Origin of the sequence: uncultured Ellagibacter sp., from assembly GCF_934643285.1 — a bacterium.
Taxonomy (GTDB): Bacteria; Actinomycetota; Coriobacteriia; order Coriobacteriales; family Eggerthellaceae; genus Ellagibacter.
Genome location: NZ_CAKUBT010000016.1, coordinates 1 through 12,877, shown reverse-complemented (window position 1 = coordinate 12,877; position 12,877 = coordinate 1). Strand labels below are relative to the sequence as shown.

General features: G+C 61.8%; 12 protein-coding genes. 6 read left to right on the top strand and 6 right to left on the bottom strand.

Annotation, left to right across the window (positions count from 1 at the left end; genetic code table 11):
* Window positions 1-60 precede the first annotated feature (60 nt).
* A complete protein-coding gene (locus Q0I65_RS07550; RefSeq protein ID WP_296061910.1) occupies window positions 61-873 on the top strand; it encodes a hypothetical protein in 813 nt (270 codons plus the stop codon).
* A 387-nt stretch (window positions 874-1,260) separates the two neighbouring features.
* On the opposite strand, the gene Q0I65_RS07545 is transcribed toward Q0I65_RS07550, so the two are convergent.
* Together Q0I65_RS07545 and modD are read right to left on the bottom strand one after the other, a co-directional pair.
* Window positions 1,261-1,458 (bottom strand): hypothetical protein, encoded by a 198-nt coding sequence (locus tag Q0I65_RS07545; RefSeq protein ID WP_296061908.1) that lies wholly within the window; start codon window positions 1,456-1,458, stop codon window positions 1,261-1,263.
* Between the two features lie 104 nt (window positions 1,459-1,562).
* Window positions 1,563-2,411 (bottom strand): ModD protein, encoded by an 849-nt coding sequence (gene modD, locus Q0I65_RS07540; RefSeq protein WP_296061905.1) that lies wholly within the window; start codon window positions 2,409-2,411, stop codon window positions 1,563-1,565.
* 366 nt (window positions 2,412-2,777) lie between these two features.
* Between modD and Q0I65_RS07535 the strand changes: the two genes are divergently transcribed.
* Entirely contained in the window at window positions 2,778-4,238 is a 1,461-nt protein-coding gene (locus tag Q0I65_RS07535; protein ID WP_296061903.1) for a LuxR C-terminal-related transcriptional regulator, read from the top strand.
* Between the two features lie 204 nt (window positions 4,239-4,442).
* Here the strand turns inward: Q0I65_RS07535 and Q0I65_RS07530 are convergent, their stop codons facing one another.
* From Q0I65_RS07530 to Q0I65_RS07515, 4 genes are all read right to left on the bottom strand, one after another.
* Entirely contained in the window at window positions 4,443-4,754 is a 312-nt protein-coding gene (locus Q0I65_RS07530; protein WP_296061901.1) for a ferredoxin family protein, read from the bottom strand.
* Entirely contained in the window at window positions 4,751-6,049 is a 1,299-nt protein-coding gene (locus Q0I65_RS07525) for an FAD-dependent oxidoreductase (RefSeq protein WP_296061898.1), read from the bottom strand. The genes Q0I65_RS07530 and Q0I65_RS07525 overlap by 4 nt, the downstream gene beginning before the upstream one ends.
* 153 nt (window positions 6,050-6,202) lie before the next feature.
* A complete protein-coding gene (locus tag Q0I65_RS07520; RefSeq protein WP_296061896.1) occupies window positions 6,203-7,087 on the bottom strand; it encodes an electron transfer flavoprotein subunit alpha/FixB family protein in 885 nt (294 codons plus the stop codon).
* A gap of 41 nt (window positions 7,088-7,128) precedes the next feature.
* Window positions 7,129-7,887: an electron transfer flavoprotein gene (locus Q0I65_RS07515; RefSeq protein ID WP_296061893.1), complete on the bottom strand. Its 759-nt coding sequence runs from the start codon at window positions 7,885-7,887 to the stop codon at window positions 7,129-7,131.
* 479 nt (window positions 7,888-8,366) lie between these two features.
* On the opposite strand from Q0I65_RS07515, the gene Q0I65_RS07510 reads away from it, so the two are divergent.
* From Q0I65_RS07510 to caiA, 4 genes are all read left to right on the top strand, one after another.
* On the top strand, window positions 8,367-9,155 hold the full coding sequence (locus Q0I65_RS07510) for an enoyl-CoA hydratase-related protein (protein ID WP_296061891.1): 789 nt from the start codon (window positions 8,367-8,369) through the stop codon (window positions 9,153-9,155).
* Window positions 9,156-9,275: 120 nt separating this feature from the next.
* Window positions 9,276-10,571 (top strand): MFS transporter, encoded by a 1,296-nt coding sequence (locus Q0I65_RS07505; RefSeq protein WP_296061887.1) that lies wholly within the window; start codon window positions 9,276-9,278, stop codon window positions 10,569-10,571.
* An 85-nt stretch (window positions 10,572-10,656) separates the two neighbouring features.
* Window positions 10,657-11,649, top strand: coding sequence for an acetyl esterase (gene aes, locus Q0I65_RS07500; protein WP_296061885.1), 993 nt, complete (start codon window positions 10,657-10,659; stop codon window positions 11,647-11,649).
* Between the two features lie 78 nt (window positions 11,650-11,727).
* Window positions 11,728-12,876 carry a crotonobetainyl-CoA dehydrogenase gene (gene caiA, locus Q0I65_RS07495; RefSeq protein ID WP_296061883.1) on the top strand — a complete coding sequence of 383 codons (1,149 nt, stop codon included), beginning with the start codon at window positions 11,728-11,730 and terminating at the stop codon, window positions 12,874-12,876.
* Window position 12,877: the final 1 nt, after the last annotated feature.

Below are 12,877 nucleotides of genomic sequence, written 5' to 3'. Positions count from 1 at the left end.
AAAATCGCGCTAGCGCTCACCGTCTGCGCAGCTCTACTTGCTGGACTAACGGGGTGCGGAATGCAAGGTTCGGGCCCCGAGTCAACGCAATCGCAAGAGAAAACTGCGCCGGAGGAAGTAACCGCAGTTGACAACATGGAGGTTACCGGCCTTTATGTGAATGACTCTTACATCGACGACGAGAGCGATCAGCTCAAGCTCGTATACCTCTTCTACACTGTCAAGGCAACAGACAAGAACCTTAAGGCATTCAGCAAGTCAACCGATATGAAAATCGGAGAAAATGTCTACACCTCAGAGCATAATCCTGGAGCTAGGTCGTATGCTTCCAGTTTCTATTACTCTGACTTTATTGAAGATGTTTACGTTGGCAGCGAGCTCAAGGTTCTTGAAACCTTCGAAGTACCCGTAGGTGACCTTGAAGTCGACAAAGAAATAACCCTCCACAACGACCGAACCCCTGGAATCGATAACCTTAAGCTGTCAACAGACAGCATAGTTCATTTAGATTCCGCAGAGGCAATTGCTCAGAACGCCGATCCCGAGGGCTATGCTAGCGAGATGCAAAAACATGAGCCCGCCGACGCGGAAACAACAGCCAGGGTCCAGAGCGCCATCAACGGGTACTACTGGAAGTACGCCCCCGCCCTTGGCACCTCCATAACGATGTACAAAACCGAGTTTTTTTCACCAAACACATTCGAAACAACGACCTCTGGCATTACTTCAGCTGGAACCTATGAGGTGGAGACAGGCTACATTAAGCTCATCAATGACAGCAACGGATTCGTTATCGAGGTTCCCTACAGTTGGGACGACGATGGTAACATCAATCTCGATCTCGTAACCGCCTACGGCGTCCATGAGGGATAGCAATTCAATTGACGCAGAAAGAAAATGCTTGGCTTAATATAGAAAGCAGAGCATATCAATGAGATGGGGGGACTTGCCCCACCCCCCCCATCTCCGACAGAGCGGTCGACGGCTCAAACCGATACCTCCACCACGATGCCAACCAAACTGAAAGCTCGCGATCGGTCAGCCGTTCGAGCATGTAGTTCTGCAGCATCAGCTGGGGCGATACACCCGCCGCCTTCGTCTTGCTGTTCATTAGTGCCTTGAGGTGCATGGCGTCCCCGCTCTTCACAGCAGCATCTCTGTGAACCTTCTCACCTTCGCGGCCACACCGAGCTCACCGGCGAACGACTGCAGCATCGGCAGGCTGCGCCCTTCGGACGAAAAGCACGACAGGAACGCCAGCTAGAGCAGCTGCAGGTCGGGCGACAACGTGCTGCGCAGCATGTCGCGCAGGGTCCGTTCGGCGCCGTAGGCGCGCACCGAGTTGCCGTACGTCGGATGGGGCGGGGTCCGGAGGATTTGCCTCGCTCCGAAGCGATATCCGCCATGGCAGTGGCCGCGTCCTGAAAAATACACGCGCGAAAGCAAATCCTGGTACAAAATCCCCCTTTTCGCATGCACTTTTTGGGACAACTCGGTTTCCGTGCCGTTGCGCCGCGTTCGCCCCCCGTCTCACCTCGCCCTCTGCCCCACCTTGCGTGCGACTATTCTGCTCGCTTCATGCGGACGCTCATGTCGATGGGCTTCGCCGTGAAGGGCGCCGTAGTGGCCAGGCCGTCGACGCCGCATGCCGCGTACGCTGCGGCGTTCTGCAGGTTAATGCCGCCCGCTGCGATAAGCGTGAGATGCGGATCGATCGTGCGCAGCTCGGGCACGAGCGCTGCCAAATCGTCCACCGGCATCTTGTCGAGCTGGATGCCGTCGACGCCCGCTTTCGCGAGGCGACGTGCCTCGTCAGGCCCCGCCTCCACGAACAGCTTCTTCTCCACGCAGCGGCCACGAAGGGCGGGAAGCGCCTCCAAGAACGCCTCGAAGCCGCCCATGAAGGTGATGTGGTGGTCGAACACGAGCACGGTCTCGGACGCGCCCAGACGGTGTGGGAAGGCGCCGCCGCAAGTGACCGCCTTCGTGAGCAGGTCTTTCACGCCTGGCATGCTCTTGCGCGTAGTGAGCACCTCGCATGCAGGGTTCGCGCTGTGCGCCGCGTCCACGATCGCGCGCGTCTTGGTCGCTACGCCCGACAGGTGGTCGCACAGGTTGAGCGACACCTTCCACGCCATATGCAGCGCCGCCGCCGTGCCCTCCGCGCGAAGGAACGGCTCCCCCGCAGCGAGGCGCTCCCCCGAACGACGCGACCAGATAACGCGCGCGCCCGTCTTCCCGAGCACGCGAGCGGCCTCCTCCGCGCCGGCAAGCACGCAGTCTTCGCGCGTGAAGTACTCGATTTCCCCCAGCTCTTCCCCGATGCCGAGAACTTCGGTCGTGAGGTCGATGTAGGGCATGTCCTCCAGAATGAACTGGTCGATGCGGCCATCGGGAATGAACACGTTCATGAGGATCCTTTCCATTCGCTGTTGCGGCGCGCAAGTAGCAACCCATTGATTCGGTTGTCACGCCGATCGGAGAGATCGGGGGAATGGGTCAAATCGCCCAACCCCCGTCCCGCTTCTTCTTTGGCTCCAAGCCTAGGCTTCGCTGCCCACACCTTCAACCTAGCGTTTCGATGGGAAATACCCCGCAAACGCCGTAATTTGAAAAATACCGCAACCTGAAAAACTCGCACGACCTTGCTCGCAAGCGTCGCCATTTTCCCGAAATAAGATTAGAATTGCGTCTTGCGGGCTTTTGCCCTTTTGCGCCTTCTTAAGGCAAAATGGAGCACATCGTCTATTGTCCGATACGGGCCAAGGGGAACCCATATGACAACCAAGGAAGCTGTCCCGAAAACGACTCGACCAAAAAGAAATCCGCTCGACTATCCGACGCGCAGATTCGTCGGCTTCGCCCTGCTTCTCGCGTGGCACTACAACCTGTGGTTTCTTCACGACGCCTTCATCGGGGTGCAGCTCCTCGACGACTGTGTAACGGAGTCGTGGCTTTTCGCGCTCGTCGCCGCCGTAATCGGGTTCATCGCCATCGCCTTCGCCCTCGGCAGGAAGCGCCATCTCTGCGAACGTAAATGGCTCTACGAGGTGGTCACGGCCATCGCCTTCGCCTCGACGCTCGTCCTCACCCTGTTCGCGTTCTCGTTCCCCACCGACGCTATCGCCTATGCGCTCGCGGCAGTAATCGGCGCCTCGAACGCACTGCTTTGGATTATGTGGGGCGAGCTGTACTCGCGCACCAAGACATCATTCTCGGTGGCGCGCATCGGCACGACCATCGGGCTTGTCATGCTCGCATGCTCGCTTGTCGCCCTCGTCCTTCCCACCGGGGTCTCCTCGGTGTTCATCTCGCTTTTGCCCGTAGCGGCATGCGTGCTCTTCAGGCGCGGACGCAGAATTGCCGAGAGCATGCCCTACCCCACGTTGCTGCCGGAGAGCACGGCGAAGCGGGCCATCCGACCGATGATCGTCGTCAGCGTGACCGCCTTCGTCGCCGCGCTCGCCTGCTACTTCCTCGTCGCGATCATCCCGCTGGAGAGCCTCCCCGACGGCGACCTTGCCTTCACGTTCGGCTCGATCGGCGGAGCAGTTCTGCTCTGCATCATCGGTGCGGTGAGCGCCTCATCGAAGCAGCGCCTCAACATCTACCGCATCTTCCCCTGGCTTATCGTCTTGGCGATCATCTCGTTCGCCCTGTTCATCACCGGCGAGCAATTCTATATTCCCTCGTTCTTCCTCGTATTAGCGGTCGTCGCCATCTTCGAGGTGCTGCTCATCATGTACTTCGGTGTTTTGGGAATGAAAGGCTATGTGCCCATCGGAATCGCGTTCGGGTTCAGCGGGGCGTTCATCCGTCTCGGAATCGCGGCGGGCAACACGCTTGCCCTGATCTACGAGGCGAACCCGTCGTTCGCTCTCGAGGCAACCACCCCCACGGCAATCATCTTCGTCTGCATCCTCTCTGCGATCGTCATCCCGCTCGTCCGCCAGGAATACAACATCACCAAGCTCATGGCGCCGCCGGCAACCGAATCGCTTCAGGAGCAGCGCATCAAGGAATTGGCGAGGGAATTCTCGCTTTCCGCCCGCGAGACGGAAATCGTCATGCTCATTGCGCGCGGCTTCACGACGGACAACGTGGCGAAGAAGCTCGTCATCTCCCCCTACACGGTGAACACCCACATCCGCCACGTGTACGAGAAGATCGGGATCCACAAGCGCTCCGAGCTGATCGACTACATCAACGGAAACGGCTCAGACGAATCGGGCAACTAGAGCCTTGCGCCTAGCGGAAAGCACCTGCGAGGAACGCTTCGTCTGACAGCCCCGCGCGACCGGGCAAGCCCTCCCCGTAAGCCAAGAAGAGGCCCGACCGCCACCGGCTTTTGCGGGGTACTGCATCGCCTTCGCCTGCAAAAACGAGAAGAACTCCCCAAGGGGAGCTCTTCAAGGAAAAGGGGAGGTAGATGAAACGAGGGCTTACCCGAAGCGGTACTCGACGCCCATCGTGGGGCCGGGGTTGACCCACTTCTCGACGATCGTGCCCTCGCAGGCTATGCGGCACGTGCCGCACTCCAGGCAGCCGGCGTAGTCGAAGGACTTGGCGCCGTCCCCGTCGACCTTGTAGAGGGCCGCCGGGCACACGCGGACCAGCTTGAGGAACTCCTCGTTGTAGGCCTCGGAGCCGTCGTCTTCCGCCAGCACGATGTGCGGGGTCTCCTCGTCGACCTCGTATTTGTTGACGGACAGAGCCTCGTCGACGTTGACCGTGATCTCGCAGACCTTGCTCACAGCGCACGCACCGCCTTCCTGACCTCGCCGGCCAGCTTGAGCAGGCCGCGCTTCTTGATAATGGGCATCATCCGCTTCGCGAGCGGCTTCTGGGGGGAGCCGTCGACGCTGAACATGGCGTTGAAGATCTCCTTCACCATCACCGGGTAGTCGGTGAACATGGAGCCCCACTCCTCCATGACGTGCGGCCACTTGGAGAACGTGCGCAGGTCCTGGATGACGAAGGAGGCCTCCATCATCTCCTTGTAGGAGGACAGGCCCGCCTCGGAGACGTCGCCCTTGTCGAGGGCCTCGACGGCCGCCTTGGCCGCCATCTGGCCGGACGCCACGGCGAAGTCCATGCCGCGCACCTGGTAGCCCATGTTCATGCACAGCCCCGCGGTCTCGCCCGCGAGCAGGCAGCCGTCGAAGACGTACTTCGGGATCATGTCGTAGCCGCCCTCGGGGACCATGTGGCCGGAGTGCTCGACCATCTTGGCGCCGCGGATGATGGGCGCCACCGCCGGGTGGTTCTTGAAGTCCTCGAGCATCTGGTAGACCGGCACCTCGTTGCGCGAGCCGTCGGCCGCGAGCGAGACGGTGGCCACGAGGCCGAGCGAGATGGACTCCTTGTTGGTGTAGAGGAACCCGCCGCCGACGCTGCCCTTGGTGCAGTCGCCGACGAACAGCATCGCGGCGCCCTCGCCCTCGGGGAGCAGGAAGCGGTCCTCGATGACGCCCTCGGGGAGCTCGAAGACCTCCTTGATCCCGACGGCCATCTGGCTGGCCTTGGGGCGGGGGTTGCCCAGGCAGCGCTCGGAGAGCATGGAGTTCACCCCCTCGGCGAGGATCACCACGTCCGCGGAGATCTCGTCCTCTCCGGCGCGCACGCCGGCCACGCGGCCGGACTCGTCCTTGATGAGGTCCTCGACCGCGATGCCGCAGATGTACTCGGCGCCGGCCTCCTCGGCCTTCTCGGCGAGCCACTGGTCGAAGGGCCCGCGCAGGACCGAGTAGGAGTCCTTGCCCTCCTCGGCGAGCTCGGGGGAGGTGAAGTCGATGGTCATCTCGGACGCCGGGTCGAGCATGGCGATGCGCTCGTGCGTGATCTTGCGCTCGAGGGGCGCCTCGGACTCGAAGTCGGGGAAGACCTTCTTGAGGGAGTGGGAGTAGATGCGCCCGCCGGTCATGTTCTTGGCGCCGGCGAAGTTGCCGCGCTCCACGACCAGCACGCTCTTGCCCGCTTTCGCGAGCTCGTACGCTGCGACCGAGCCGGCGCAGCCCGCGCCCACCACGATCGCGTCGAAGTCTGACATATCGCTATCCTTTCACTCGCAGCCGAAACGGGCTGTCGACTTGCGTGCAGTTGAGACCCCCGCATCGCGCCTGAGGGATATGGCGGGGAGTAATCGCTCGGAGGAATCGGCGATGTGGAGAAAAAGGCGCGATGCGGGGCGGGGAGAAACTCCTTACAGAGCTGCGGTAAGCGCAGGCAGGACGTCTTTGATGTCGCCCACGAGACCGAAGTCGCACTGCTTGAAGATGGGGGCGTTCTTGTCCTTGTTGATGGCGAAGATGGCGCCGGAGCGGTTGCAGCCGACCATGTGCTGCATCTGGCCGGAGATACCGCAGGCGATGTAGGCCTTGGGGGTCAGCATGAGGCCGGAGACGCCCACGTAGCATTCGGTGGGAAGCCAGTTGACGCCTTCGGTCAGCGGACGAGAACACGCCAGGCCCGCGCCGAGCTTGCCGCACAGATCGCGCGCCATGTCGAGCTGGCCTTCCTCGGTGAAGCCACGGCCTGCCGCGACGACGACGTCGGCCTTGAACAGATCGACGCCGCTCTTCTCGATGGCCTTGGAGGAGAGGACCTTGACGGGGCGAGCGGGCTCGACCCACTCCTGATCCGCAACAGCGCCGTTGGCGGCACCTTCAGCGGCCTCGAACACGCCGGCGCCGACGGTGTAAATCGCGACGTCGCCCTCGGCCTTCTGCACGCGCTCGGCGATGCCGCCGAAGTACATGCTGCGAGCACCTGCGTCCTCGAAGGACATGACGTCGGTGATGACCGCGGTGTCCGCGTGGAAGGCGAGGCTGCCGGCAATGACCTTCATGTGGCGGGTCGCCTCGATAAGGACGATGCCCGGCTGCTCTGCGTCGAACGCGGCGTTCACGGTGTCGGCCGCGGCGTCGAGGGCAACACCCTCGGGAACGGTGATGCGAAGGACCTTGTCGGCGCCGCAATCGCTCGCTTCGCCGAAGGAGATGGCGACGATCTCGTCGGCCATGGTGCGCGCGCCCGCTGCCAGCTCTGCCGCTGCGCCTGCGTGCTCAGCAATGATCAATGCTTTCATGAGTGTTCACTCTGCCTTTCTTGTGCTTGATAGCGCTTGGCCTACAGGGCTGCCTTGAGGGCGGCTGCGAAGCTCTCGACGGCGCCGTCCTCGGCGGCATCGAAGATCTGCAGCTTGCGGTCGGCCTGCTCGGGAGCCTTGCAGTCGACGACGGCGATGCTGGAGGCGACGGAGCCCGCTGCAGCCTCGACATTCATGGGCTTCTTGCCGGCAGCAAGGATGTCCTTCATGCCGGGGATGCGCGCTTCGGCGGCATCCGGAGTCACGGAGATGACGGCGGGAAGGCTGATCTCGACCACTTCTACGACGTCCTCGAGCACACGCTCGACCTCGAGAGCGTCGCCCTTGCAGCTGATCTTGGTGGCGGCGTTCACCACGGGCCAGCCGAGCTTGCAGGCGAGCTGCACGTCGACCTGCTGCGCATAGTTGTCAGCAGAACCGTCGCCGCAGACGACCACGTCGACATCGCCAATCTTCTCGACGAGCGCTGCGAGCTCGCATGCGGTGGCCTTGGCGTCCATGTTGGCGCAGGCATCGTCGGCGATCATGAAGAGCTCGTCGACGCCGCGGGCGAGGACGTTCTTCTTCAGCTTGGACTCGTCGATCGAAGCAGGACCGGCGGTGATCGCCACTGCCGAGGAGCCCTCGACCTCAGCGGCGAGCTGAGAAGCGACTTCCAAGGCATTCAGGTCGTACACCGAGATAGTGTTCTTTGCCTTCGAATAGTCGAGCGTGCGATCTCCTGCGACCTTGATGTCCTGATCGTCGGGGACCACTTTGAATGCGGCGGCTATTTTCATCTTGAGCCTTCCCTTCATATGCTTGTACAGAGGCTTGTCCGCAGGTTGACGCTTTCAGGATGCCCAAGCGATCTGCTCGGGTGCCTCGGGGAGTCGCCCTGCGCGTTGAGGTCATCTTGCACTCCGCAAGCGGCGTTCGCATCGCCAGATAACCGTGAAATACCCGTTACCTAAAAAATCGCTATGCCGAAAATCACCCTTTCCCGAGAGTTCGAGAAGGCGTTTCAGAGACGATTTCAGACGCCTTGGAAGCCTTGCCGAAGGCGCTCTCGGGGTTGAGCGGCAAGACGAGACTTTTCCATGGTCAAAGGCATCATCACTAAGAATTTGCGATGCACGCTTTTCATGCGATTACCTCATTACCGAAGTCCTGGCGATGACGTTTCGCGCCGCGCTCCATAGGATGCGAGTCAAGCCGGAAAGCCGATAAGGGCAAGTCGAATCCGGCTTCGAAGATCCCACTTTAAAAGGAGGATAAAATGGCAGATTTCTACGGTACCCCAGAGGTTGTGACCGACCTTCGCGAGGACGGCGTGCTCATCATGCGCATCAACCGCCCCGAGAAGCGCAACGCCATCAATGCAGTCACCTCTGCCGCCATGGAAGAGATCATGAACAAGGCTGAGAAGGACAACCGCGTGCGCGTCATTATCGTCACGGGCACGGGCGAGAAGGCCTTCTGCGCCGGCGAGGATCTCTCCGAGCTTTCCAGCGGCGGCGAGTGCATGACCGTCACCGACCATGGCTTCGGCGGCCTCACCGACCGTCTCTGCCCGAAACCGGTCATCTGCGCCGTCAACGGCGTCGCTGCGGGCGGCGGCATGGAGATCGCCGTTTCCTGCGACATCGTCGTCGCTGCCGAGCATGCGCGCTTCGGCCTCACCGAGCCCAAGGTCGGCCTCATCGCCTCCACCGGCGGCCTCGTCCGCATGGCTCGCGACGTTCCCCGCAAGGCTGCAATGGAAATGCTCCTGACCGCTCGCCTCGTCTACGCTGCAGAGGCGAAGGAAATCGGCTTCGTCAACTACGTCGTCCCCGCCGAGGAGGTCATGGACAAGGCTCTCGAGCTCGCGTCCACGATCGCCAAGAACGCTCCCCTCTCGCTCAAGTTCACCAAGCAGATCGTCCACGCTGCTTCCCAGATGTCCGAAGAGGACGCGATGCGCTACTGCGACGCGGCCTATCGTTTCATCGAGAAGACCGAAGACGGCATCGAGGGCCCCGCGGCCTTCGTCGAGAAGCGCACTCCGAACTGGCAGGGCAAGTAAACCTGCATTCTTCCTCTCTTTGCGGAGGGGGCCGTCCGAACCTCCTCCACACCTCCTCCCTCCACCTCACTATGCCGAATGCCTGGGAACCGGGCGCAAGAATGAAGAAAGGATCGAATAATGTCGATGCTTGCGAAGAGCAGGGGAGAGCTCACTTATAAGGACCTGAGCGGTCTGCACAAGTGGTTTCTCATCGTGCTCGTCTCCATGGGCTCATCAATCATCTACACGCCCATCTACCTGAAGAACGTCTTCTACGAACCGCTGATGCAGGGTCTTGGCTGCACGAACGCCGATTTGGGCGCGCTGCTTTCCTGCTACGCCATCGTCGCTGTGATCACCTACCTGCCGGCCGGCATCATCGCGGACAAGGTGCGCATGCGCACGCTTTCCTGGGTCGGCTTCGGAGGAACGGCGGTTCTCACCTTCATCTACGCGATGCTGCCTTCCATCGAGATGCTCTACATCATCTTCGTCGGCTTCGGCATCACCTCCATCCTCATCTGGTGGGGCACGCGCTTCAAGATCGTGCGCCTGTGCTGCTCTGAAGAGGATTACGCCTCCAAGATCGGCGTGAGCTACTCCATCTACGGCGCCGCGGGCCTCATCGTCGGCCTCATCAACACGGCCATCATCTCCGCCATCGCCGACGCCTCCCAGGGCATCCAGATCCTGCTCGTCTTCCTGGGCGTGCTCATCGCCATCCTGGCCATCCTGTCCTTCATCCTCATCCCCGACTTCAAGGGCGAGATCGACAAGAACGCCAAGCTCTTCAGCCTCAAAGAGGTTGTCACGGCCATCAAGCATCCGGGCGTCATCTGGGCCTGCCTCGCCTACTTCTTCGTGTACCTCGTCTACATGGGCGTCACCTACACCACGCCGTTCATGACCACCTGCTTCGCAGCGCCGGTCGCCATCGTCTCCGTCGTCGGCCTTATCCGCACCTACGGAATCGGCCTCATCGCAGGCCCGGCTGCAGGATTTTTCGCCGACAAGCTGAAGAGCCCCTCGAAGTCGATCCTCATCTTCTTCGCGGCAAGTGTCATCGTGCTGGCCGCCTTCATGGTCATGCCCCGCGAGGCTGGCCTGGTCATCCCGATCGCTGTGCTGGTCGTCGTCCTCGGCTTCGTGACCTACGGCGCCTTCTCCATCGGCTCCTCCCCCCTCACCGAGGCCAAGGTTCCGATGAGCATCTTCGGCACCGCGTCGGGCCTGCTGTCCGTCATCGGCTTTCTGCCTGACACCTTCGTCCACACCTGGTTCGGCGGCCTTATCGACGCTCAGGGCGCAGACGCCTTCAACACCATCTTCATCGCGCTGGTTGTCTTCGCGGTCCTCGGCTGCTTCTGCCTGGTCATGACGCGCCGCGCCATGAAGAAGAACCTGGCAGCGGGCGTGGAGACCGACGAGGCGTAATCGCCCGGTAGGACCACCCCAAGCAATCAACCAGTCATTCAGGCGCATCGCCGCAAGGCAGCGCACAAGAAATCGAGGTAGAGACATGAACAAGATCGACGTCCTCTCGAAGATCAACGAGGGCATGCGCGCGGTGCTCGCCAAGGAAGACGAGCTCGCGGGAAACGCCAACGACACGAGCGCCGGCTTCGAGCAGATGCGCCTGAACTACACCGAGGGACGCGCCTATTGGGTCGAAGGCGGCCCCAAGATGGCCGAGAAAACCGACCGCAAGGTCGCAGGCCCCCACGGCGAGATTCCCGTGCGCCTGTACTACCCGACCAAGGACCGCGCAAGCCTTGAGCAGGCTGGCGAGACCCTCCCGGGAATCGTCTACGCGCACGGCGGCGGGTTCGTCTTGGGCAACCTCGAGACGCACGACCGCATCTGCCGCGTCCTTGCGAGCAAGACGGGCGCTGTGGTGGTCGCCGTGGACTACCGCCTCTCCCCCGAGGCGAAGTTCCCCGTGGCGGTCGAGGAAGTGGCCCATGTCGCAAAGCGCGTGCACGAGCAGGGCAACGCCTGGGGCATCGACGGGAACCGCCTCGCCTTCGCCGGCGACTCCGGCGGCGCGCACCTTGGCCTGGCGGCGACCATGTACCTGCGCGAGGAGCTGGGCGGCTCGGCGTTCGTCAAGTGCCTTCTGCTCTTCTACGGCTGGTACGGCCTGAAGGACTCGGCTTCCCAGCGTCTGCTCGGAGGCCCGTGGGACGGCCTGACCGAAGCGGAATGGCAGTGGTACAAGGAGCTCTACGCCACCGACACCGGGCAGCTCGAGACGAGCCCCTACGCAAACCTCTTCCTGAACGACCTCACGCGCGACATGCCTTCCTGCTACATCGCCGCAGCCGAGTTCGACCCCTTGAAGGACGACAGCACGGCACTTGCGACGATCTGTGAAGAGTACGGCATCCCCTGCCGCTTCGAGATGTTCGAAGGCGTCATCCACGCGTTTCTGCACTACACCAAGATGCTCGACGAGGCCAACCGGGCACTCGAGCACGGAGCGGAGTACTTCCGCGAGAACATCGGCCGCTAACCGCAGCCAACACGCACCTTCATTTCTGGAATCACAGCGCGGCAAAAGGCTGCGCTGGATATCGACAAGGAGAATGCAATGGATTTCAAGTTGAGTGACGAGCAAGAGCTGATCGTCGAAAGCTACCGCGACTACATGGAAAGCGAGAACTGGGAAGCGTACTTCGCAGAGTGCGACGAGAAGCACGAGTACCCGCTTCGCTGGGTGAGCGGCCTGTGCGAGCTCGGCTTCGACTCGATCATGCTCCCCGAAAGCCACGGCGGCCTCGGCCTTGAGCAGCCGGCCGTGACGCTTATGGCGGTCTATGAGGTCCTCGGCCGCTACGGCGCACCGACCTACGTCCTCTACCAGCTCCCCGGCTTCGAGACCATCATCCGCGAAGGCACCGAAGAGCAGATCGAGGCCGTGCTCTCCACGCTGGGATCCGGCGAGCAGATCTGGAACTCCGCCTGCACCGAGCCAGGCGCCGGCTCCGACGTCGCCGCGCTTCAGACCACCTACAAGCGCGAGAACGGCAAGATCTACCTCAACGGCACCAAGACCTTCATCACCTCTTCCGCTGGCGTGAAGTACCTGGTCATCATGGCCAAGAATGCCGACGATCCCGAGATGTTCACCGAGTTCTTCCTCGACATGAGCAAGCCGGGCGTCTCCCTCTCCCCGCTCAACAAGCTGGGTCTGCGCATGGACTCCTGCTGCGAGGTCTACATGGACAACGTGGAGCTCGAGGAGAAGGACATCTTCGGCAAGGAAGGCAACGGCTTCGCCCGCGGCATCAACGACTTCAACTTCGAGCGTTGGCTTGTCGGCGCCTGCGACTACGGCACGGCGATCGCCTGCTATGAGGATGCCTGCCGCCACGCGAACCAGCGCATCGCCTTCGGCAAGCCCATCGGCCGTCAGCAGCTCAACCAGCTCAAGGTCGCCGAGATGGCCATCAAGCTGAAGAACATGAAGAACATGCTCTACGAAACCGCTTGGGAAGCCGACAACAACGACGGCAAGTTCGACCCCGGCGCTGCCGCCATGTGCAAGTACTACTGCGCCAACGCCGCCTTCGAGGTCGTCGACGACGCCATGCAGATCCTCGCTGGCGTGGCCGTGGCCGGCGAGCATCGCATCCAGCGCATCTGGCGCGACCTTCGCGTTGACCGCGTCTCCGGCGGCACCGACGAGATGATGATCCTCACCGCTTCCAAGTTCGAGCTGAAGAAGTACCGCGACTAAC

What these genes read in the sequence shown, in the direction of transcription:
- Q0I65_RS07505 (WP_296061887.1), top strand. Translation starts at nt 9,276, where the DNA reads ATGTCGATGCTTGCGAAGAGCAGGGGAGAGCTCACTTATAAGGACCTG.
- aes (WP_296061885.1), top strand. Translation starts at nt 10,657, where the DNA reads ATGAACAAGATCGACGTCCTCTCGAAGATCAACGAGGGCATGCGCGCG.
- Q0I65_RS07535 (WP_296061903.1), top strand. Translation starts at nt 2,778, where the DNA reads ATGACAACCAAGGAAGCTGTCCCGAAAACGACTCGACCAAAAAGAAAT.
- Q0I65_RS07525 (WP_296061898.1), bottom strand. Translation starts at nt 6,049, where the DNA reads ATGTCAGACTTCGACGCGATCGTGGTGGGCGCGGGCTGCGCCGGCTCG.
- Q0I65_RS07550 (WP_296061910.1), top strand. Translation starts at nt 61, where the DNA reads ATGCAAGGTTCGGGCCCCGAGTCAACGCAATCGCAAGAGAAAACTGCG.
- caiA (WP_296061883.1), top strand. Translation starts at nt 11,728, where the DNA reads ATGGATTTCAAGTTGAGTGACGAGCAAGAGCTGATCGTCGAAAGCTAC.
- Q0I65_RS07520 (WP_296061896.1), bottom strand. Translation starts at nt 7,087, where the DNA reads ATGAAAGCATTGATCATTGCTGAGCACGCAGGCGCAGCGGCAGAGCTG.
- modD (WP_296061905.1), bottom strand. Translation starts at nt 2,411, where the DNA reads ATGAACGTGTTCATTCCCGATGGCCGCATCGACCAGTTCATTCTGGAG.
- Q0I65_RS07515 (WP_296061893.1), bottom strand. Translation starts at nt 7,887, where the DNA reads ATGAAAATAGCCGCCGCATTCAAAGTGGTCCCCGACGATCAGGACATC.
- Q0I65_RS07510 (WP_296061891.1), top strand. Translation starts at nt 8,367, where the DNA reads ATGGCAGATTTCTACGGTACCCCAGAGGTTGTGACCGACCTTCGCGAG.